At 64.6% G+C, this 21,107-nt stretch carries 14 protein-coding genes; 10 read left to right on the top strand and 4 right to left on the bottom strand.

Features of this window, described 5'->3' with window-relative positions; translation table 11 throughout:
• Nucleotides 1–37 precede the first annotated feature (37 nt).
• Entirely contained in the window at nucleotides 38–982 is a 945-nt protein-coding gene (locus WHZ77_RS03840) for a helix-turn-helix domain-containing protein (RefSeq protein ID WP_375312469.1), read from the bottom strand.
• A 262-nt stretch (nucleotides 983–1,244) separates the two neighbouring features.
• On the opposite strand from WHZ77_RS03840, the gene WHZ77_RS03835 reads away from it, so the two are divergent.
• The 9 genes from WHZ77_RS03835 to WHZ77_RS03795 all read left to right on the top strand — a co-directional run bounded on the left by WHZ77_RS03835 (nucleotide 1,245) and on the right by WHZ77_RS03795 (nucleotide 15,142).
• Nucleotides 1,245–3,146 carry an AMP-binding protein gene (locus tag WHZ77_RS03835; RefSeq protein ID WP_375312468.1) on the top strand — a complete coding sequence of 634 codons (1,902 nt, stop codon included), beginning with the start codon at nucleotides 1,245–1,247 and terminating at the stop codon, nucleotides 3,144–3,146.
• 42 nt (nucleotides 3,147–3,188) lie between these two features.
• Nucleotides 3,189–4,160, top strand: coding sequence for an ABC transporter permease (locus tag WHZ77_RS03830; RefSeq protein WP_375312467.1), 972 nt, complete (start codon nucleotides 3,189–3,191; stop codon nucleotides 4,158–4,160).
• Nucleotides 4,161–4,200: 40 nt separating this feature from the next.
• A complete protein-coding gene (locus WHZ77_RS03825) occupies nucleotides 4,201–5,217 on the top strand; it encodes a sugar ABC transporter substrate-binding protein (protein WP_375312466.1) in 1,017 nt (338 codons plus the stop codon).
• A gap of 77 nt (nucleotides 5,218–5,294) precedes the next feature.
• Nucleotides 5,295–7,418: an ABC transporter permease gene (locus WHZ77_RS03820; RefSeq protein ID WP_375312465.1), complete on the top strand. Its 2,124-nt coding sequence runs from the start codon at nucleotides 5,295–5,297 to the stop codon at nucleotides 7,416–7,418.
• Entirely contained in the window at nucleotides 7,415–8,512 is a 1,098-nt protein-coding gene (locus tag WHZ77_RS03815) for a hypothetical protein (protein ID WP_375312464.1), read from the top strand. The genes WHZ77_RS03820 and WHZ77_RS03815 overlap by 4 nt, the downstream gene beginning before the upstream one ends.
• A complete protein-coding gene (locus tag WHZ77_RS03810) occupies nucleotides 8,509–10,005 on the top strand; it encodes a sugar ABC transporter ATP-binding protein (protein ID WP_375312463.1) in 1,497 nt (498 codons plus the stop codon). The genes WHZ77_RS03815 and WHZ77_RS03810 overlap by 4 nt, the downstream gene beginning before the upstream one ends.
• Before the next feature lie 186 nt (nucleotides 10,006–10,191).
• On the top strand, nucleotides 10,192–11,259 hold the full coding sequence (locus WHZ77_RS03805; protein ID WP_375312462.1) for an HlyD family secretion protein: 1,068 nt from the start codon (nucleotides 10,192–10,194) through the stop codon (nucleotides 11,257–11,259).
• The gene (gene rbbA, locus WHZ77_RS03800; RefSeq protein ID WP_375312461.1) at nucleotides 11,256–14,027 is read left to right on the top strand and encodes a ribosome-associated ATPase/putative transporter RbbA; all 2,772 of its coding nucleotides are present in this window, start codon (nucleotides 11,256–11,258) and stop codon (nucleotides 14,025–14,027) included. Before WHZ77_RS03805 ends, rbbA begins: the two co-directional genes overlap by 4 nt.
• A 2-nt stretch (nucleotides 14,028–14,029) precedes the next feature.
• Nucleotides 14,030–15,142, top strand: coding sequence for an ABC transporter permease (locus WHZ77_RS03795; protein WP_375312460.1), 1,113 nt, complete (start codon nucleotides 14,030–14,032; stop codon nucleotides 15,140–15,142).
• An 88-nt stretch (nucleotides 15,143–15,230) separates the two neighbouring features.
• Here the strand turns inward: WHZ77_RS03795 and WHZ77_RS03790 are convergent, their stop codons facing one another.
• The 3 genes from WHZ77_RS03790 to WHZ77_RS03780 all read right to left on the bottom strand — a co-directional run bounded on the left by WHZ77_RS03790 (nucleotide 15,231) and on the right by WHZ77_RS03780 (nucleotide 20,297).
• Entirely contained in the window at nucleotides 15,231–15,719 is a 489-nt protein-coding gene (locus tag WHZ77_RS03790) for a DUF2059 domain-containing protein (RefSeq protein WP_375312459.1), read from the bottom strand.
• Nucleotides 15,720–15,753: 34 nt separating this feature from the next.
• Nucleotides 15,754–16,959, bottom strand: coding sequence for an OpgC domain-containing protein (locus tag WHZ77_RS03785; protein ID WP_375312458.1), 1,206 nt, complete (start codon nucleotides 16,957–16,959; stop codon nucleotides 15,754–15,756).
• 281 nt (nucleotides 16,960–17,240) lie between these two features.
• Complete coding sequence (locus WHZ77_RS03780) at nucleotides 17,241–20,297, bottom strand: AAA family ATPase (RefSeq protein WP_375312457.1); 3,057 nt, start codon at nucleotides 20,295–20,297, stop codon at nucleotides 17,241–17,243.
• A gap of 255 nt (nucleotides 20,298–20,552) precedes the next feature.
• Between WHZ77_RS03780 and WHZ77_RS03775 the strand changes: the two genes are divergently transcribed.
• On the top strand, nucleotides 20,553–21,044 hold the full coding sequence (locus WHZ77_RS03775; RefSeq protein ID WP_375312456.1) for a hypothetical protein: 492 nt from the start codon (nucleotides 20,553–20,555) through the stop codon (nucleotides 21,042–21,044).
• Nucleotides 21,045–21,107 lie beyond the last annotated feature (63 nt).

Here is a 21,107-nt window from a genome sequence, read left to right as displayed (position 1 = left end):
AAGACGAACCTGCATCGCCGCGCGCGGTGCAGGTTCTCTAGCGGCGCCGCAGGTCCGACGGGCTGTGGCCGAACTTCCTGCGGAACGCCGTGCTGAAATACGACGAGCTGCTGAAACCGAGCTGATAGGCAACTTCAGTGATCGACAGCGACCGCAGCTCCGGGCGGGTCAGCACGTCGTAGCAGCGCTGCAGCCGGCGATCCAGGATCCATTCGGACACCGAGACATCAGTGAGCCGGAACAGATAATGCAGATGCCTGAGCGAGACGCCGTTGCTCTTCGCGATCTTCTCCAGCGACAAATCCGCATCGGTGAGATGCGCCTCGATCCAGGCCTTGACCGAGCGCAGGCGCGCCTGCTGCGCGCTCGCATCTTCCGAGAATTCGTCCCGATCGCCCATGTCGAGCGCGAGCGCCACCACGTCCATCAGTTCGGCGCCGAGCCGCGTCCTCGCTGTCTCGTCAAGCGACGCACCTTCCGCGGCGAGCGTCGCGCAGAACTCGGCGGCGATCCGCCCAAGGCCGCGGCCCGTCGCCATCGTCGTGACGACAGGCAGGCGTCCGTCACTGAAGCGCGCGGAAAACTCCTTGCGCGGGATCTCGAGATACAGCGATCGCACCTTGCCGATACATTCGAGATCGTAGGCCTCGGAGGCCGAAAAGATCGCGCCGACGCCGGGATTCGACAGCAGGGTCTGGCCCGCCTGCAGCACGTTGACCCGGCCCTGCTGGACGAATTCAACGTAGTAGCAATCTTTGTCGAGTTTTGCGATGTGACGCTCGCGGCGCGAGATGCGCTGCTCCGACAGCAGGACATCCGTCATCGTAACGGCGCCGAAGTGGGCCTCGCGAATGAAGCCGTGATAGTCGGAGCGCTCCTCGGCATTCACGTCGACATGGACGTAGACATCGCAGATCGCGCCTTGCCACGCAGCGTAGCGTTTGGCCGGCTCCAGATCGTCCGTCGAAAATACCAGGTTCATCGTCCGCCCATCAATTGCAAGGCCATGATGAACGTCGTTTGTGCATCGCACAAGCCGGCCAAGCACCGGGATTCTAGATCGCCGCCGCCTACACGCAAGACCGGTTTGCGCGGAGAAGCAAAAGCTTTGCGCTCCGGAGCAAGCCGCGTTCCGGCATGTGGCCTATGAAGAACAAAAAGCAGTACACAAAATAGGCGGGAAACGTTCGCTTGCGTCAGGTCCAGTCAACTGCTGCACAGCTTGCCGTGCCGCCCGAATGGCGATGCCCGTGAGCAGCGCCTTGTCGTCGCAAATCACAACGCGGTTCACGCAGCCGGTCAAGACCATCGCCGATATCGAGGCGCTGGAGCAGCGGCCTTACGACTCCCTCATCCCTGCCCGCAATCTCCTGCACCTGTTCGAAGCCACGGCACGCCTGCATCCCGACCGTCCCGCGCTGACGGTGCTGACCAAGGGCTCGCGCGAGCCTGATGACGTCACGCTGACGCATCGTCAGTTGCTTGCGGAAATCATTCGCGCCGCCAATCTGTTCAGGTCGCATGGGATCGGGAAAAGCGGCGGAACAGCCGCGTTTCTCTGTCCGATCCTGCCGCCGCTGTTTCCTTCATTGCTCGGCGCCCAGGTGGCGGGCGTCGCCAGCTCGATCAACTATCTTCTCAACGAAGACGCGATCGCCGACCTGCTCGAGGCGCAGAGCGCAACCGTGCTGGTGGTCCCGTCCGAAGCCACCGATCGCGCCATCTGGGCCAAGGCGGCCAACGTCGCGCAGCGCGTCCCATCGCTCAAGACGATCTTGGTGATCGGCGCGAATAATCCTCTGCCTGGAGGTTTTCTGAACTTCGATGAGGCGGTCGCGCGCGCGCACGACACGCTGGACTTCGAGCCCTCGACAGATCGCGCCGCGATATGCGCCCTCTTCCACACCGGCGGGACCACCGGGCGACCGAAACTGGTTCGGCTGACGCACGGCAACCAGATCCACGCCGCCTGGAGTTTTGCGCAGGTGCACGGACTGGATGAACTGGATGCCGCCGTGAACGGCTTTCCGCTGTTTCACGTCGGCGGCACCATAACGCTCGGCCTGTCGATCCTCGCGGCCGGCGGACACGTGATCATGCCCTCGCCCTACAGCCTCAGAAGTCCCGATGCGATCCGCGACTATTGGCACACTGTCGAGCGGTTCGGCGCGACCATCGTCAGCGGCGTGCCGACGTCGATTGCCGCGCTTGCCGAGGTGCCGGTCGGATCCTCCGACATCAGCACCGTCCGCATGGCGCTCACCGGCGGCGCCGTGGCGCCAAAGGCCGTCAGCGAGAGGTTTCAGGCACGCACCGGCATCACGCTGTTCGAGACCTACGGCATGACGGAGACCGCGGCCGCAATCGCGTTCAATCCCGGTCGCGGAACGCCGGTGCAGGGCAGCGTCGGCTTCCGGGCGCCGTTCGCGAAGACGAAGATCGTCGCGCTTGATGATGCCGATTTGAAGACGGAATGTCCGCCGCTCACCAGCGGGCTCGTCCTTGTCAGCGGCCCTCAGGTGTTTCCCGGCTATCTCGATCCCCGGCACAACAAGGGCGTGCTGACCGACGACAACTGGATCGTCACCGGCGACGTCGGCTATCTCACGCCGGACCAGCGCCTGGTGCTGACGGGGCGCGAAAAGGACCTGATCGTGCGGAGCGGTCACAACATCGACCCCGCCGCCATCGAGGACGTCGCCAATGCCTTTCCGGGGGTGCAGATGAGCTCGGCCGTCGGCATGCCGGACGCCTATGCCGGCGAAGTGCCCATTCTCTTCGTGGTGCCGTCGCCGGGACAGACCATCGACCTCGCAGAGCTGCGCGAGCATCTCGAGCGCAACGTCAATGAACCTCCAGCGAAGCCGAAGCGCGTCGTGCTGCTCGAAAGCCTTCCGGTCACCGCGGTCGGCAAGATCTTCAAGCCCACGCTCCGCGACCTCGCCGTTCAGGAGAAGGTCAGGAGCGAGATCGACCGCATCTTCGGCCCGGACACCGCGGCGGAGATTCGCGTCGAGAAGGATTCGAGGCTGAATACGCTGGTCCACGTCACGGTGAACTCCAACGATCAGGATCGGAGGAAAGCACTCGCCGAGAGCCTGACGCCGCTTCCACAGACCTATCGCATCGAGACCCGATCGTCATAGCGGACCCCGCAGAGGCCGGCGTCGAAGAAAGGCAACACTGGGATGAAGCGCATTCGGTTCAATCAGCAGGAAATCGTCTTCGCGGTCTTTGCGCTGCTGTTCCTGCTATTCTCGATTTTCCTGCGCGGCTTTCTCACGCCGGAAAACATGCTGACGCTGCTGCAGAACGTCTCCGTGCTCGGCATCCTCGGCCTCGCCATGGCGATCGTCGTGATCGGGCGCGGCATCGACATCTCGCTGATCGCGGCGCTCGCGGTGCCGCCGGGACTGGTCCTGCAGATGGTGCAGAACGGTCACTCGCTGCCGGCCTCGCTGCTGACCGCCGTGCTGCTCGCGATTGCCTTCGGTCTCGTCAACGGCTGGCTGATCGCCTACGCCGAAGTCCCTTCGCTGTTCGCCACGCTCGCGACGGGCCTGCTCCTCGCGGGCCTCGGACAGGCCGCGTTGTTCCAACTCGACGTCGTGCAGTGGAGCCCGGGCATGGACGGCTTCGAGCGGCTCGGACAGGGCACCATTCTCGGCATTCCGACGTCGATCTGGATGTTCGCGATCGCCTGCGTCGTGGTCGCCTTCCTGCTGCGGAAGACGCGCTGGGGCGCCTATATCTACGCGATCGGCGATAATCCCTACGCAGCGCGCGTAACCGGCATTCCCTCCCGCCCGATCATCGTCCTGCAATATGTGATCACCGCCTTGATCGGCTGCTTCGCCGGCCTCGTGATGGCGGCATCGGTCAACTCGATGCCGACCCGCATCTTCAACTCGACGCTGATCTACGACGTCATCCTGGTCGTGGTGCTCGGCGGCATCGGCCTGTCGGGCGGACGCGGCGGCGTGTTGAACGTCGTCATCGGCACGCTCGTGATCGGCACGATGCTCAACGGCATGACGATCATGGACATCTCCTACGCCGGACAGAATCTCATCAAGGGCATCGTCCTGCTGCTCGCCGTCATCACGGACTCCTTCCTGAATCCGCGCAACGAAGAAACGGCACAACAAGGCGACATCTGAACCACCGACTACAGCGATAATCACAACCAAGGAGGAAACAATGAAGCATCTCGGCAGCCCGACAAAGGTAATCGTTGCCGCACTGGGCCTTGCGGCCATGACCGCGCCAGCACTCGCCCAACAGGGTCTGGACGAGCCGTTTCAGAAGCCATTCAAGGAGGCGCTGGCCGGCAAGACCGTGGCCTACGTCCCGGTCGCCATGAACTTCGATCTCACCGAAGGCTGGTATGCCGGCCTGAAGAAGGAGCTTGAGCCGTTCGGCGTCAAGTTCGTGATCCGCGACGCCAACTGGAACACCAATGCCGGCGCGCAAGCCGTGACGTCGCTGATCTCCGAGAAGCCGGCGGTCATCGTCGTCCATAATCCGGACGTGCAGACCTACGCAAAACTGCTGCAGCGCGCCGAGAACGAAGGCATCTACGTCATCCAGATCAACATGGGATCGGCCTATCGCAGCTCCGCCTTCGTCGGCGCCAACTGGGTCGAGATCGGCGAGCGCCAGACCGAAGGCGTGGTCAAGGCCTGCGAGGGCAAGTCGAACAAGATCGCGATCATCCAGGGCGCGCTGTCGGCGGCCGCGAGCGCCTATACCTTGAAGGGCGTCGAGAACGTGCTCGCCAAGCACCCCGAAATCAAGGTGGTGTCCAGCCAGGCCGCCGATTGGGACGCCGCCAAGGCCAAGGCGATCACGCAGACAGTGCTGAAGCAGAATCCGGATCTCTGCGGCATCGTCGGCTTCTGGGACGGCATGGACATCGGCACTGCCGCCGCGGTCAAGGAAGCCGGTCTCACCGGCAAGGTGTTCGTGGCGACCTCGGGCGGCGGCGAGCGCAAGGGCGCGTGCGAGCTGGTCAAGTCCGGCGCGTTCGATCTCAACATGAGCTACGACGTGCCGACCCAGGCATCGCAGATGGCCGGCACCATCAAGTGGCTGCTGTCGTCGGGCGTGAAGCCCGGCTCGGTCAAAGGTTCGGAATACACCACGCTGATTCCGATCACCAAGGAGAACGCAGATAACCAGATGACCTGCTGGAATCTCAGCGACCTCAAGAAATAGTCGTCGCGACGCAAGACCAAGGCATCCCGGACGATCTCACGTCCGGGATGCGGTCCCGAAACTTGCAAGGTCCTGGAATGCCGATGCGCGATACCCTGACAAGCCTGCGTTACCGCTACTGGCCCGATCATCTCCTCGGTGAAATCCTGTCCAAGCGATGGACCGAGACCGCCATTCCGGTGATCCTTCTCCTGATCGTTGGCCTCGCGCTCAGCCGGTCCATCGACAACTTCCTGTCGCCGGCGAGCTTCGCTGACACCGCACGGCAGGCCGGAGAGATCGGTTTCATCGCGCTCGGGCTGGCGCTGGTCGTCATCGTTGGCGGCATCGATCTCTCCGTCGGCTCGATCTTCGCTCTGACCGATTTTTGCGCGCTCTACTGCCTTGACGTTCTGGGCTGGCCGGTGCCGGCGGTGATCGCCGCCACGCTGCTCTGCGGCGCCCTGCTCGGCGCGGTCAACGGCGTTCTGATCGGATATCTGCGGCTGCGCGCTTTCATCACCACGCTGATCACCCTGATCATCTACCGTTCGGCCTACGATCTGCTGATCCAGCGCTATTCCAACGCGATCGCGTCGGCCTTTCCCGACATCCCCTCGTGGGATTTCATCGGCGGCGGCAGCGTGTTCGGCATCCCGACTGTCGCGCTCGTCTATATCGTCATCGCCATCTTTGGCCACATCTTCCTGACCCGGCTCCGGCCCGGCTGGCACATCACCGCGATCGGCGGCTCGCGCCGCTCGGCGTACAATTCCGGCATTCCCGTCCGCCGCACCATCGCGCTCTGCTACGTCGCAAGCGGCGTGCTGACCAGTATCGGCGCGCTGTTCTTCGCGTCCCGGCTCGGCACCGTCGGCGGCGACATCGGCGTCGGCCTCGAGGTGATCGTGCTGACCGCGACGGTGCTGGGCGGCATCACGCTCGGCGGCGGCAAGGGCTCGGTCGCCAAATCAGCCGTCGGCGTGCTGATCGTGCTGCTGGTCACCAACGGCCTGACCACCATGAACGCACGCGGCGGCGTCAACCGGATGGCGCTCGCCAGCATTTTGCTGGTCGCCGCGATGGTCGACATCCGCTGGCAGAAGAACCGCACCCGCATCATCAGCAAGGTCTATGTCGCGCCGACCTATCATTCGCTGCCGCCGCCACCACCGACCGAGATCGGACAAGGCGGCCCGTTCGAGCAGAACGACAAGCTGCGCAACGTCGAATCGATCGGCCTCGGCCGCATCGAGGCGCCGGAGGACGTCATCCTCGATCGCCACGACAATCTCTATGCCGGCTCGCGCCATGGCGACATCATGCGCTTCCTGGCGCCCGACTATCAGAAGATGGAGGTGTTCGCACATATCGGCGGTCAGCCGCTCGGCATGGCCTTTGACCGTGAGGACAATCTCTACGTCTGCATCGGCGGCATGGGGCTCTACCGCATCAAGCCCGACGGCACGGTGGAGAAGGCGACTGACGAGACCAACCGCAGCATGCGCTCGGTGAACGACGACAGCCGGCTGCGGCTCGCCGACGACCTCGACATTACCGACGACGGCCTGATCTTCTTCTCGGAAGCCACGGTGCGTTACGAGATGGACGAGTGGCCGATCGACGGCCTCGAGGCGCGCGGCAACGGCCGCATCATCTCCTACGACACCAAGACCGGCGCAACGCGCACCGAACTGCGCGGCCTCAAATTCCCCAACGGCATTTGCGTGGCCTCCGACGGCCAGTCAATCCTGTTCGCCGAAACCTTCGGCTGCTCGATCAAGCGCTATTGGTTCGCGGGGCCGAAGAAGGGCAACGTCGAGGTCGTGATGGACAATCTGCCGGGCTACCCCGACAACATCAACCTCGCTTCCGACGGCAATTACTGGCTCGCGCTGGTCGGCATGCGCAGCCCCTCGCTCGACCTCGCCTGGAAGATGCCGGGCTTCCGGCGCCGCATGGCCAAACGCGTACCGGTCGACGAATGGCTGTTCCCCAACATCAACACGGGCTGCGTGGTCAAGTTCAACGAGCAGGGCAAGATCGTCGAATCGTTCTGGGACCTGCATGGCGAAAACCATCCGATGATCACCTCGATGCGCGAGCATCGCGGCTATCTCTATCTCGGCGGCATCCTCAACAACCGGATCGGCCGTTACAAGCTCGACGACGCCGATCCGGACTTCGTCCAGTATGACAAGCGGTGGGGGAAGCAGTCGTGATCGCAGCCGTCAGGGAATTCGCCAACCGCATTCTCGGGCGCGGCGATGCCACCATCACCGTGCCGTCCTTCGACGGCGCACTGAAACCCAACCAGAGGCTGGAAGCGGCGGAGACCTTGCTGACATGCGAGGCGCCCGAAGACCTCGCTACCGATGGAAGCAATCTTTTCATCGCGGACGGCGCGCGGCTGATGCGGCTGGACGACGGCGTGGCTTCGGAGGTTCGCAGCTTCGAGCGGCCGATCTCGGCGCTGTGTGCCCTGCCTGGCGGGGGACTTGCGGTCGCGCTCGGGGGACGCGAGGTGCGTCTTTATTCCAGCCCTTCGGCCGAGCAACCACACCTGACGTTTGCCGATGCCGCCTTCAACGCCGTCAACGCGCTGGCCTTGGCGAATGACAACACGCTCATCGCAACCGATGGCTCAGCGACATGCGGCGTCGACGACTGGGCGCGCGACCTGATGGAGCTCAATCGCACCGGCCGCGTGTTCAAGCTGGACCCCGGCAGCAAGACCGTGACACCGCTGGCGCAAGGGCTCGGCCACGCCTTTGGTGCCTGCGTGCATGGCAACGGCGTGCTGGTCAGCGAGAGCTGGCGTCATCGCCTCGTGCTCGTGGCGCCGGGCGCACCGCCGCGGACCGTGCTCGCTCACCTGCCCGTCTATCCGTCGCGGCTCGCGAAGGCCTCGGGCGGCGGTTACTGGCTCACGGCCTTCACCGCGCGCACCCAGCTCGTCGAGTTTGTGTTGCGCGAGCCGGCCTATCGGCGCCGCATGATGGCCGAGATCGATCCGGCGTACTGGGTCGCGCCGCGCCTGCGCTCCGGCATCTCGTTCAAGGAACCGATGCAGGGCGCGCACATCAAGACCATGGGTGTCATCAAGCCATGGGCGCCGCCCCGCTCCTACGGCCTCGTCATCCGCCTCGATGCCGAGGGACAGCCGCTCTATTCGCTGCACAGCCGGGTCGATGGTATCAATCACGGCGTCGTCGCGGCCATCGAGATGGGCGGCGACCTCGTCCTGATCGCGAAGGGACCGGGCCGGGTTCTGAAGCTGCCCCTGGCCGGCCTTGCCGAGGAGTTCTGCTCATGAGCGACATCGCACTCTCGTTGCGCAACGCCACGAAACTCTACGCCGGCGTGCCCGCCATCGACGGGGTCGACTTCGACCTGCGCCGCGGCGAGATCCACGCGCTGGTCGGCGAGAATGGCGCCGGCAAATCGACCCTGACCAAGGTGATGGCAGGCGTGGTGACGCTGACCTCGGGCACCATGACGGTCGACGGCGCCGACGTCGCGCCAAGGACCCCACTGGAAGCGCGCAATCTCGGCATCGCCATGGTGTTCCAGGAGAACAGCCTGGTGCCGACCATGACGGTGGCGCAGAATTTGTTCTTGGGGCAGGAGAAATTCTACAACCGCCTGCGCGGCATCTACATTGCCGCGCAGCAGTTCCTGCAATCGCTCAATTTCGACGTCACGCCGACCGCGACCGTCAGCGGTCTCGGGGCGGCCAAGAAGCAGATGGTGGAAATCGCGCGCGCGGTCCTGCACCGCGCCAAGGTCATCATCTTCGACGAGCCGACCGCATCGCTGACGCCGGAGGAGAAGAAGTACTTCTTCGACCTCGTCCGCGATCTCAAGAAGCGCGGTGTCTCGATCGTCTTCATCTCGCACGCCCTGGAAGAGGCCCTGCTGCTTGCCGACCGCATCACTGTCCTGCGTGACGGCAGGCATGTCGTGACCGACGACGCCGCCAAATTCGATCGCGCCGCCATCATTCAGGCCATGGTCGGCCGCGACCTCTCCAACACGCTCTACGGCGCTCGAAAGAGCACCGTGCGGCCGGCCGGCGCACGCGTGCTCACGGTGCAGAACCTGAAGATGGCGCCGATGGTGAAGAACAATTCGCTGTCAGTGTTCGCAGGCCAGATCACCGGCGTGTTCGGCTTGGTCGGCGCGGGCCGCACCGAGACGTTCAAGATCGTCTCCGGCGTGCTCAAGCGCGACTTCTTCCACGGCGGCGAGATCCTGCTGCACGACAAGCCGGTGCGCTACCGGGTGCCGGCGCCGGCGGTCAAGGCCGGCATCGCCTATGTCACCGAGGATCGCAAGGTCGAAGGCTTCTTCGAGACGTCCTCGATCGCGCGCAACATTTATCTCGGCCTGCTGTCGAAATTTCCCAAGGGCCGCATGATCCTGTCGCGGCGGGAGACCGATGCGGTGGGCAAGACCTGGATCCAGAAGCTCAAGGTTCGGGCCATCGGCGACCACGGCAAGGTGGTCGAGCTCTCGGGCGGCAATCAGCAAAAGGTCGTGATCGCCAAATCGCTGGTGCAGGAGCCGGACCTGATCATCTTCGACGAGCCGACGCGCGGCGTCGACGTGGGCGCCATCGTCGAGATCCACGAGTTGATCAACCAGCTCGCCGACGAGGGCAAGGCGGTCGTGGTCATCTCATCCTACCTGCCAGAGGTCATGGCTCTCTCCGACCGCATCCTGGTCTCGCGCCAGGGCAAGGTCGTGGAGGAATTCTCCGCGCTGGACGCGACGGAGGAGAGGATCATGTACGCGGCTATCCACTAGGCGCCTCCCGAGCTTTCCAGGCCGGCAGACTGCCGGAACCTTGAGCAGAGGTACCGTTCGCACGGTCTGATCTGCATCAAGTTGCGCTGCAAAAATCGCTGCCATGTTGCGCCAGCCCTTCCGCACGATGAGCGGCCGGGCGTTCGTGTCTCAACATGTGGGCGCCGCTGGCGGCGTGATGAACAGATGAACTTCACACCGGGTCGCATCGCCGCGGCGGTCGCCATCCTCGTCGCGGGCGGCGGCTATTACTACTGGCTGCACCGCGATTCCAACCCGCTGCCGGCAGGCTTCGCCCGCGGCAACGGCCGCGTCGAAGCGGTCGAGATCGACATCGCCACCAAGACACCGGGCCGGATTCGCGAGATCCTGGTCAACGAAGGCGATTTCGTGAAAGCCGGCCAGGTTCTGGCGCGGATGGACACCGATCAATTGCAGGCGCAACGCCGCCAGGCCGAAGCGCAACTCCAGCGCGCTTCGATCAATGTCGAGACCGCGAAGAGCCTGGTGAACCAGCGCGAGGCCGAGCGCAGGGCTGCCGAGGCCGTGGTCGACCAGCGCATCGCGCAGCTCGACAGCGCGAGGCGCAAGCTGGATCGTTCCGAGCAATTGATCAGGACGAACGCAGTGTCACAGCAGGTGCTGGACGACGACCGCTCGGCCAACGCCACGGCGAAGGCGGCGCTTGCCGCTGCCCAGGCCCAGGTCGCCGCATCCGAGGCCGCGATCAGCTCCGCCCGTGCCATGGTGATCGATGCCGGCGCCTCGGTCGACGCGGCCAAGGCCGCGATCGAAAGCATCAACGCCGACCTCAACGACAGCGTGCTGAAGGCGCCGCGCGAAGGCCGGGTGCAATATCGGGTATCACAGCCGGGCGAGGTGCTCGCGGCCGGCGGCCGCGTGCTCAACATGGTCGATCTCGGCGACGTCTACATGACGTTCTTCCTGCCGACGGCGGCTGCCGGCCGCGTCGCGATCGGATCCGAGGTCCGCCTCGTGCTCGACGCCATTCCGCAATACGTGATCCCGGCCAAGGCCACCTTCGTCGCCGATGTCGCGCAATTCACGCCCAAGACCGTCGAGACCGAGGAGGAGCGCCAGAAGCTGATGTTCCGCATCAAGGCGCATATCGCGCCCGAGCTGCTGCGCCAGCACGTCGAGCACGTGAAGACCGGCCTGCCCGGTATGGCCTATGTGCAGCTCGATTCGGCCACGCAATGGCCCGACAATCTCAAGATCAAGCTGACCCGATGAGCACGACTGCCGCAACCGACGCACCGGCCGGGCCCGGCAGCGTGGTGCATCTGGAAGGCGTGAGCCTGAGCTACGGCAAGATCCGGGCGCTCGACGCCATTACCCTCGACTTGCCGTCCGGCTGCATGGTCGGATTGATCGGCCCTGACGGCGTCGGCAAATCCAGCCTGCTCGCGCTGATCGCCGGCGCACGCGAAATTCAGGAAGGACATGTCCACGTGCTCGGCGGCGACATGGCGAGCTCGCGCCATCGCCGCACGGTCTGTCCCGACATCGCCTTTATGCCGCAGGGGCTCGGCAAGAACCTTTATCCGACGCTGTCGGTGTTCGAGAACATCGACTTCTTCGGCCGCCTCTTCGGGCACGGGAAGGCGGAACGAACGCGGCGGATCGCGGGCCTGTTGCGCGACACGGGACTCACCCCCTTCGCCGACCGCCCGGCGGCCAAGCTCTCCGGCGGCATGAAGCAGAAGCTGGGCCTGTGCTGCGCCTTGATCCACGATCCCGAGCTGCTGATTCTGGATGAGCCGACGACCGGCGTCGATCCATTGTCGCGGCGCCAGTTCTGGGAGTTGATCGCCTCGATCCGAGGCGGCCGGCCCGGCATGAGCGTGATCGTCTCGACCGCCTATATGGAAGAGGCCGCGCAGTTCGACTTCCTGATCGCGATGAACGCGGGGCGCGTGCTGGCGACCGGAACACCCGCCTCACTCAAGAGCCAGACCGGCACCGACACGCTCGATGGCGCCTTCATCCGGCTCTTGCCGGAGGCAGATCGCGGCAGCCATACCGGGATCGTCATCCCGCCGCGCAGCGGCGACCACGACGAGATCGCGATCGAGGCCGACCACCTGACCCGGCGGTTCAATGGCTTCGTCGCCGTCGACGATGTGAGCTTCCGCATCGGCAAGGGCGAGATCTTCGGCTTCCTCGGCTCGAACGGATGCGGCAAGACCACGACCATGAAGATGCTCACCGGCCTGTTGCCCGTGAGCGAAGGCAGCGCTCGGCTGTTCGGCAAGGCGATCGATGCCGGCGACATGTCGGTGCGCCGGCGCATCGGCTACATGTCGCAGGGCTTCTCGCTCTATTCGGAGCTCACGGTCGTCCAGAATCTCGATCTGCATGCAAGGCTGTTCAAATTGCCGGCGGAGACCATTCCCGCGCGAATCCACGAGATGATCACGAGGTTCGATCTTGCCGACGCGGCCGATGCCCTGCCCGATGCGCTGCCGCTCGGCCTGCGGCAGCGGCTGTCGCTGGCCGTCGCCATGATCCATGCGCCCGACATCCTCATCCTCGACGAACCGACCTCCGGTGTCGACCCGGTCGCCCGCGACCGCTTCTGGCAGATTCTCGCCGAGCTCGCGCGCAAGGACAACGTCACCATCTTCGTATCGACCCATTTCATGAACGAGGCCGAGCGCTGCGATCGCATTTCGCTGATGCATGCCGGCAAGGTGCTGACGTCGGACACACCAGCCGCGATCGTGGCCGCGCACGGCGCCGCCACGCTGGAGCAGGCCTTCATCGCCTGCCTGGAACAGGCGGGCGCGGACGCGGCGGATGAAACCAGCCAGCCGGCGGCCACATCGCCCGAGCCGGCTGCGACGGCAGCACCTCGGCGCAGGCGCAGCGCGAGGTTCAATCCGACCCGCATGTTCGCCTATTCCCGGCGCGAGACGCTGGAGCTGCGCCGCGATCCGATCCGCGCCACGCTCGCGGTCCTCGGCAGCGTGCTGCTCCTGTTCGTGCTCGGCTACGGCATCAGCATGGACGTCGAGAACCTGACCTTCGCCGTGCTCGACCGCGACGACAGTGCGATCAGCCGCGACTACAGCCTCCAGATCGCAGGCTCGCGCTACTTCACCGAAAAATCCCCGATCACGGATTATGCCGATCTCGACCGCCGCATGCGTGCCGGTGAGATTGGCCTCGCCATCGAATTGCCGCCCGGCTTCGGCCGGGACGTCAGTCACGGCCGGCATGTCGAAATCGGCGCCTGGGTCGACGGCGCCAACCCGACCCGCGCCGAGACGTTGCGTTCCTATACCCAGGCCATCCACGCGACCTGGCTCGCGCAAAAGGGGCGCGAGCTCTATGGCGAAACGGCGATCGCCGGCACCTTTCAGCTCGCGATGCGCTATCGCTACAATCCGGACGTCCGAAGCGTCGTCGCAATGGCGCCGGGCATCATCCCGCTGCTCCTGATCATGATCCCCGCGGTGCTCGCCGCGCTCGCGGTCGTGCGCGAGAAGGAGCTCGGCTCGATCGTCAATTTCTACGTCACGCCGGTGACGCGGCTGGAGTTCCTGCTAGGCACGCAGCTGCCTTACGTCGTGCTGGCATTCGGTAACTTCCTCCTCCTCGTCGCCTTCGCGCTCGCCGTCTTCGGCGTGCCCTTCACCGGCAGCTTTCCGACCTACGCGCTCGCCGCGCTTCTCTACGTCACGGCAACGACCGCCATGGGGCTGGTGATCTCGGCCTTCATGAAGAGCCAGATCGCCGCGCTGTTCGGCACCGTGCTGATCACGCTGATTCCGGCGATCCAATATTCCGGCCTGATCGATCCGGTCTCCTCGCTGCAGGGAGCGGGCAGGCTGATCGGGCTCATCTACCCGACAAGCCATTTCGTGACCATCTCGCGCGGCGCGTTCTCGAAGGGTCTCGGCTTCGACACGCTTCACAACGACCTGCTAGCGCTCGCCGTCACGATCCCGGTGCTGCTCGCCACCGGCGCGCTGCTCCTGAAAAAACAGGCCCGCTGACCATGCGCCTCGGCAACCTCTTCCAGCTCGGCATCAAGGAATTGCGGGGCCTCTCGCGCGACCCGGTGCTGCTCGTGCTGATCGCCTACTCCTTTACGCTCGCGGTCTATGAGGGCGCCAACACGCTGCCGGAGACGTTGAATCGCGCCGCGATCGCCATCGTCGACGAGGACCATTCGCCGATCTCGACCCGGATCGGGATGGCGTTCACCGAGCCCTACTTCTCCACCCCCCGGCTGATCTCGCAATACGAGATGGACCAGCGAATGGATGCCGGTCTCGACACCTTCGCGCTCGACATCCCGCCGGACTTCCAGCGCGACCTGCTGGCGCGCAAGGCGCCGACCATTCAGCTCAACGTCGACGCGACGCGGATCTCGCAGGCCTTCAACGGCAGCGGTTATGTCGAACAGATCGTCAGCGCCGAGATCGCGGAATTCCTGGCGCGCAGCAGGCAGGCGCAGATGCCACAGATCGATCTCGCGCTGCGCGCCCGCTTCAATCCGGAGCTGAAGAGGTCCTGGTTCGGCGCGATCGACCACCTCATCATGTCGATCACCATGCTCTCGATCATCCTGACCGGCGCGGCGCTGATCAGGGAGCGCGAGCACGGCACGATCGAGCACCTGCTGGTGATGCCGGTCACGCCGTTGGAGATCATGGTGAGCAAGATCTGGTCGATGGGAGCCGTGGTGCTGGTCGCCTCCGCGCTGTCGATCGCCTTCGTGGTCAAGGGATGGCTGGCGGTCACGATCGACGGCTCGGTGGCGCTGTTCCTCGTCGGCGCGGCGCTGCAGCTCTTTGCCACCACCAGCATGGGCATCTTCCTCGCCACCGTCGCCGGCTCGATGCCGCAATTCGGGCTGCTGCTGATCATGATCCTGCTGCCGCTGCAGACCCTGTCCGGCAGCATGACGCCGCGGGAGAGCATGCCGCAATTCGTCCAGGACATCATGCTGGCGGCGCCCAACACGCATTTCGTGATGCTCGCGCAGGCCATCCTGTTCCGCGGCGCGGGACTTGAGGCCGTATGGCCGCAGCTGGTCGCGCTCACGCTGATCGGCGTCGTCTTCTTCCTGATCGCGCTGCGCCGGTTCCGCGCGTTTCTGGCCTAGGGCCTTTGACGCGTTTTCTTGACGCGAACCGGTATCCACTTCGCTCGAAAACGCTCTAGGCACGACGCGGCCCGGCGCGCCGCCTGCCTCAGAGCTTGTGCCCCTTCTGCCGCAGCGCCTCGATCAGGCGCTGCTTCAACTCGTCGGCCGCCTTCTGGCTGACGTCCTGGCCGATCTGCACGCTCGCCTGCGCCAGCGCATCCGACTTCTCCAGGAATTTCTGGCCCGCAGGCCCGGCATAGAAGGCTTCGATCTGGCGCAGCTCGTCCACCGTGAAGCTGGCGGCATAGAGCGCCGCGATCCGGTCGATCATCGCGGCAGAGAACGGGGCATAGATCTGGGCGCCGGGCGCCGTCATGGCGTCATAGTCGCGCTCGATCTCCGGCCTGTCCTGCGCGACCACCGGCCGGAGCTTGAGCAGGAGCTGCGGCAGCAATGCGCGGTATTGATCCGCGATCTTCAACGTCGCCACCAGCTTGCGCGCCGCATTCATCGCCTCCGGCGACGGCGCTTGTGCAAAGGCACCGCAGACCAGGAACAGGAGGGTGCCGGCAATCGTCAACAAACGTCTGGACATGAACCTCTCCGTGAAATGCAGGCGACGCGATGCTTCAGCGGCTCGCAGGGGCGCGGGCCCCGGCGCCCACGTCGGGAGCCTCACCTTCCTCGACCTCCGTCACCTTCACGAACAGGCTGGGCACGCGTTCGGCACGATCGAGCAGCCAGGCGGCGCCGATCATGATGACGATGCCGCCGGCGGAGACCGCGAGCTGCTCCCAGGCGCCCTGGGTGTATTGCGTCAGGATCCAGTGCGCGGAGAACGACAGGAACACCCCGAGGCAGAAGATCGGCAGCGAATGCTGGCCGCAGAGGATGACCGGACGCAGCCACGCGATATGCAGCGGCCGCCATTTGGGCGGGATGAAATGGGTGACCCAGATCGCCAGCGCCAGGAAATGGGTGAAACGCAGCATGTCGAGATCGGTCTTGTCGATCGGGTAGATCGCCTTGATCATCCATTTCGGGATCAGGGCCTCGAGCGCGGGAATGTGCCAGGTCATCACGATCAAGAAGGCAAAGACGAGCCAGACCGCGGCCAGTCCCAGCGCCGTCTTCGACCACACCCACGTCGCGACCTTGTCGATCTGGCCGATGCCGCACCAGGCCGCGAACACGAACATCAGCTGCCAGCAGAACGGGTTGAAGTACCAGGTGGTGCCGGGCGGGTAGGAGGCGATGTTCCAGTCGAACCAGCGCGCCAGCACGTAGAGCATCACGGAAGCGGCAAGCGTCAGGTTCGGCCGGCGCACCAGGCACCACACCATGAACGGCGCGGCCAGCACCAGCACGATGTAGAGCGGCAGCACGTCGAGATTGACCGGCTTGTATTTCAGCACGATCGCCTGGCCGATCAGCTCGTCCGGGTGCTGGAGAAAATTGAACACGTTGAACTCGTGCTGGTACATCGGATTGTCGAAGCGGCGCGCGGTGCGGGCGACCTGCGCGGTGAACAGCAGGAACAGCATGATGTGGGCGACGTACAGCTCGGCCGCGCGACGCCACAGCCGCTTGAGCGCGGCGAGAAACCAGCCGCCCGCGACGACCGGGCCGTAGATCCAGCCGACCAGGTATCCGGAGATGAACACGAAGAACTCGGCGGCGTCGCTGAAGCCGTAACTGCGCAACGTCAGCCAGGCGACGACGTCGTGCGGGATGTGGTCGAGGAAGATCATCCACAGGCCGATGCCGCGGAAGAGATCGAGCCGCAAATCGCGCTCGACCGGCGCCAACAGCGCCGACTGGTCCCGTATGATCATGGCCCCGCCTCTTCCGCTGGACGTCGCGCCGGTGCGGCGCCAGCAAAATGGGATGCTGCTAAATCAAAAGTCGCCTGGCCCCGCGGCCATCGGCAAACGGTAGCCGACCTTGGCGTCTGCGCAAGAGGCTTGGTCATCGCGACCGCAGGGGGCTCTCGTCAAAGACGTCGAAAACAACCCCATGCACAGTAGCCAAGCCGTTGCGTCACCTGCGGAATCCAATTGACCCGTCGGGCAGGCAATAGCCGCGGCGGTACGATCGCACGCCTGGGCGCAAAAGGTCAGGTGAACTCGTCGCCCCGGGCGAGCGCCTCGTTCAGCATCGCCTCTGCCTTGTGCTGCAGCGGCAGCGCGCCGCTTTCGGCCGCGATCGCGATGGCGGCGCGCAGGGCCACGAGAATGGCCGCCTGGTTCGCCGCGCCGGAGGCCGGCGTCACGACGGCTTCGCCGAACAGGGCCTCCGCCTCGAGGCCGGCAAAGCCCTGCTGGCGGGCGGTGTTGCGCGCTTCGCGCAACATGTTCTGCGCCGCCTTGACGTCGCCGAGCTCGCTGGTGGCGAGCGCGAGGTAGATCGAGCTGCGCAGCACCGCCGAGGTATAGCCGACCGCCTTCGCCTCCTCCCGCGCCTCGGCCAGCATGCCGCGCGCGCGGTCGAACAGCCCCTGCTCCAGATAGGCGATGCCGAGGTGGCAGGCCAGCACCGGCACGAACAGCCGGATGCCGTGCTTCTGCGCCAGCACGAACCCCTCTTCGAGAATGGCGGCAGCCGCCGCCGGCTCGCCGCGGCCAAGCATCAGCCAGCCGCCGCTATAGGCGGCAGCGACGCGGTCATAGGGACGTCCCGTCTCCTCTGCGATCGCAGCGGCCTGCCGCTGGAGCTGTTCGGCGGTGTCGAACTCGCCCATGACGGTATGGGTAATGCTGTTCATCATGCAGCAAAGCAGGAGCAAAGATCGTGGGGTCGTGCCGATCGGGGCGCTTGCTGCCGGCTCCACGAGATGGCCGCGAGCAGTGGCAAGCATCTCCTTGGCAGCCTGATAGCGGCCGGCAAGAAAATACGCCTGCCCGAGACCATATTGCGCGAGATTGCGCCAGCCAGGATTGCCAGAGCTCTCCGCCAGATGCACGACGTCTTCACCAATCGCGACAGCCTCGACGGGCGTACCATAAAAATTCTGCGCACCTGCCCTCATCGTCATGGCCGCGACCTTGCGGCCAACGTCGTTGATCGCTTGGGCTCGCCGTTCGGCTTCGCTTCCCAAATCCAGGGCTTCCGCCACACGGCCCGACCCAGCAAAGGCCAAGCGCGCCTCCATCCGGAGGTCAATGGCGTCCGTTTCGCGCGCTTGTGTCACTGGTGTCTTGTCAAGAGACCCCATCGCGATCTCGAAATAATCAACCGCGTCGGCATAGGCTGAGCGCACCAGACATTTTCGACCGGCACTCCTGCCGTGGTAAAACGCCTTCTGCCAATCCTTTGCCCTCGTCGCGTGATAGCAGAGCGTATCCGGACCATCGGCCCATGCCTGATCGGTTTCGAGGGCTGCCAGAATGCTGGCGTGGATGCCTTCGCGCACCTTTTCGACCATTGAATCGTAAGTCACCTGCCGGACCATCTCGTGCCGAAATTCGAGCGAGTCCTCCAACTCACTATCGATCCTGACCAGCAGTTCGGCCCGATCAAGCGCAGTGAGGCAATCCTGCAGAACGTCCTCCGGCAAGGCCGCGACTTTCCGCAGCATGGCCTGGTCCGCCCGGGGACCAAGCGCTGCGGCGATCTGGAGAAGCGACCGCTCCTGTCGTGACACGCGATCCAGTCGAGCCGCGATCACACCTTGAATGCTGCTGGGGATGCCGAGTTCGTCCACAGGACGCGCGAGGGAAAGGTCGCCCCACTGGCCAAGAAGCATGCCGCTGTCCTTCAGACTGCGGCAGACTTCCTCGATGAACAGTGGAACGTTGGCCGTATGAGAGATGATCCGGTTTTTCAGGTCGGCGTTCGTCGCGGAAGGACCGAGCATCTCCGCGAGCATGGCCAGACCCGAATCATCGTCGAGAGGCCGCATCGCCACGATTTCCGCATGGCAACGCGCGATCCACACCGGCATTCCATTGGGCCGCGTCGTCAGCAGCACAAGCAAATCAGGGCTCTGCAGCCCGGCCAGGGTGGCCACAACCGCATCGCTGGCCCGGTCGATCCAGTGCAAGTCCTCGATCAGAAGGATCGTACGCTGGCGACGCGCGACGCCTTCGACAATTGCGCAGCTTGCGTCTGAAATCGCACGACCGCGGGCGTGAGGCTCCAATTCGTCCCATTGCGAATCGGAAATCGGCAGGTCCAGGACCGCGTCGATGGCTCGCTGCTGCACCGCCGGCAACGCGTCTCTGGGGTCGTCCGTCTTGACGTGATCCCTCGCAGCGGTATCGAGGATCGACAGCAACAGGCGCTTGAGAGTGCTGTACGGCGCGCCCTGGAGATTCGGGCTGCACTCGGCATCGATCAACCGCCAGCCGTCAGCCCGAAGGTCCTGCGCGAACTCATGTGCAAGCCGTGACTTTCCAATGCCCGCGTCCCCCATCAGCAGGACAGTCTGCCGGCTGACGCCGACCCTTTCCGTAGCGCGCCACAGCAATGCTCGCTCCGTCGTGCGGTCGACGAAGCGGGAAACGCTGCGCGCACGCCGTACCCGCCAGCTCGAAAGATCGCTCGCGCCCATGACCCTGTACACAGGCATAGGCTCGGCAAAACCACGGAGCGCCCTGCGGCCCAGGAATTCGAAGCGGACGTGCCCGTCCGCGAGCTTCTGACAGGCTTCGGAGACGTAGATCTGGTTCGCCTCGGCCGCCGCCTCCAGCCGCGCCGCCAGATGCTGGGCGGCTCCGCCGATCTCGTAGACCTTGGAAAATTCGTTGGCGACCATATAGGCCACGACATGACCGGAGTGGAGGCCGACCCGGACCTGGAGCCCGGGATCGCCCAGGCTGCCAACACGCCGGACCAGTTCGATGGCCGCGTGGCAGGCCAGAGGCGCGTGGTTGTCGTCGGCGATCGGGGCGCCGAAGACCGCGGCCACACCGTCACCCAGCTCCTTGCTGACGATGCCGCCGAACTGGCGCACGGCGCCTCTCATGGCCGCAAGCGCCGGTTCGAGGCGCGACACGGCCGCCTCCGGCTCCAGCTCGGCAACAAGACCTGTGGAATCGACGACGTCGGCACGCAGGATCGTCACAAACCGCCGTTCGCTGTCGGGGTCGACGCGCTGGCGGACCGCCGCTCCGCATTTGGAGCACCAGCTGTCGCCCGGACCAATCGCCGACTGACACGCGAAGCAATGCATTCCAGCGCCTTCAACGACTGCCCCGGCAGTCCCGCTCCAACGCCCGCGAGGCGTTCGACTCAACATTACCTATAGGACAATGCATGGCAATCGGGCTTGCAACATATGCGACGTTACAAGATGGCGGCTATCTGGACGGAGCAGAGTCCGGAATGATAGCGTGGCTGCTCACAATAAATCGCATGATCGGCCGCAGTGTATTTTCGGCCACTCATCTGCAGTTTTCTGGGCACAGACATATCGGGGGAAAAGGCGATGGCCGGACTGGTATATAGCGGCAAGGCATTTCGAGACTTGATGAACAGCAATTACTACCCTTTGGCGAACATGAAAAAGAGCGTCGCCAAGCTCAAGGCTTCGGACGACATCGACCTGCCGACCCTGGAGTACGGCGAGTATCACCTGATTTTGAATCCGCCATCGAGGTGGCCACAGGGCAGCGCCAAGTTCTGGCACAAGGAGAAGGGACGGGCGCGCGTCGATCTCAGCACCCAGCCAAACACGGTCCCGCTATCCAAGGACGAGCCGGGCGTGATTCCCCTGACACGATGCGATCTGCTCGATGCCTGTGTCCGGAAATGCTTCAATTCCGAGCCGCCGATCCCGATGAAGACGAACATCATCACCCACGCGGCCAGCGATGCCTATGCCCACCGGCACGAAATCCGGCTGGAATGGGAGTACAAGAAGGGTTCGGACAAGCCGACGCTGCTCAATCTGACGATGGTGTGCCCGCACAGATCCTGACCTTGGCGGGAAGGCGATATCGGGTTGTGATGACTTCGGGTCGCCAGGCAAAAACGGCCCGCG

Source organism: Bradyrhizobium sp. A5 (assembly GCF_042076515.1).
In the GTDB taxonomy this organism is placed as follows: domain Bacteria; phylum Pseudomonadota; class Alphaproteobacteria; order Rhizobiales; family Xanthobacteraceae; genus Bradyrhizobium; species Bradyrhizobium cosmicum.
The sequence above is the reverse complement of the archived record's forward strand: the minus strand, read 5'-3'. Positions and strand labels throughout refer to the sequence as shown.

What these genes read in the sequence shown, in the direction of transcription:
- WHZ77_RS03780 (WP_375312457.1), bottom strand. Translation starts at nt 20,297, where the DNA reads ATGCATTGCTTCGCGTGTCAGTCGGCGATTGGTCCGGGCGACAGCTGG.
- WHZ77_RS03830 (WP_375312467.1), top strand. Translation starts at nt 3,189, where the DNA reads ATGAAGCGCATTCGGTTCAATCAGCAGGAAATCGTCTTCGCGGTCTTT.
- WHZ77_RS03840 (WP_375312469.1), bottom strand. Translation starts at nt 982, where the DNA reads ATGAACCTGGTATTTTCGACGGACGATCTGGAGCCGGCCAAACGCTAC.
- rbbA (WP_375312461.1), top strand. Translation starts at nt 11,256, where the DNA reads ATGAGCACGACTGCCGCAACCGACGCACCGGCCGGGCCCGGCAGCGTG.
- WHZ77_RS03820 (WP_375312465.1), top strand. Translation starts at nt 5,295, where the DNA reads ATGCCGATGCGCGATACCCTGACAAGCCTGCGTTACCGCTACTGGCCC.
- WHZ77_RS03835 (WP_375312468.1), top strand. Translation starts at nt 1,245, where the DNA reads ATGCCCGTGAGCAGCGCCTTGTCGTCGCAAATCACAACGCGGTTCACG.
- WHZ77_RS03810 (WP_375312463.1), top strand. Translation starts at nt 8,509, where the DNA reads ATGAGCGACATCGCACTCTCGTTGCGCAACGCCACGAAACTCTACGCC.
- WHZ77_RS03805 (WP_375312462.1), top strand. Translation starts at nt 10,192, where the DNA reads ATGAACTTCACACCGGGTCGCATCGCCGCGGCGGTCGCCATCCTCGTC.
- WHZ77_RS03785 (WP_375312458.1), bottom strand. Translation starts at nt 16,959, where the DNA reads ATGATCATACGGGACCAGTCGGCGCTGTTGGCGCCGGTCGAGCGCGAT.
- WHZ77_RS03825 (WP_375312466.1), top strand. Translation starts at nt 4,201, where the DNA reads ATGAAGCATCTCGGCAGCCCGACAAAGGTAATCGTTGCCGCACTGGGC.
- WHZ77_RS03790 (WP_375312459.1), bottom strand. Translation starts at nt 15,719, where the DNA reads ATGTCCAGACGTTTGTTGACGATTGCCGGCACCCTCCTGTTCCTGGTC.
- WHZ77_RS03795 (WP_375312460.1), top strand. Translation starts at nt 14,030, where the DNA reads ATGCGCCTCGGCAACCTCTTCCAGCTCGGCATCAAGGAATTGCGGGGC.
- WHZ77_RS03775 (WP_375312456.1), top strand. Translation starts at nt 20,553, where the DNA reads ATGGCCGGACTGGTATATAGCGGCAAGGCATTTCGAGACTTGATGAAC.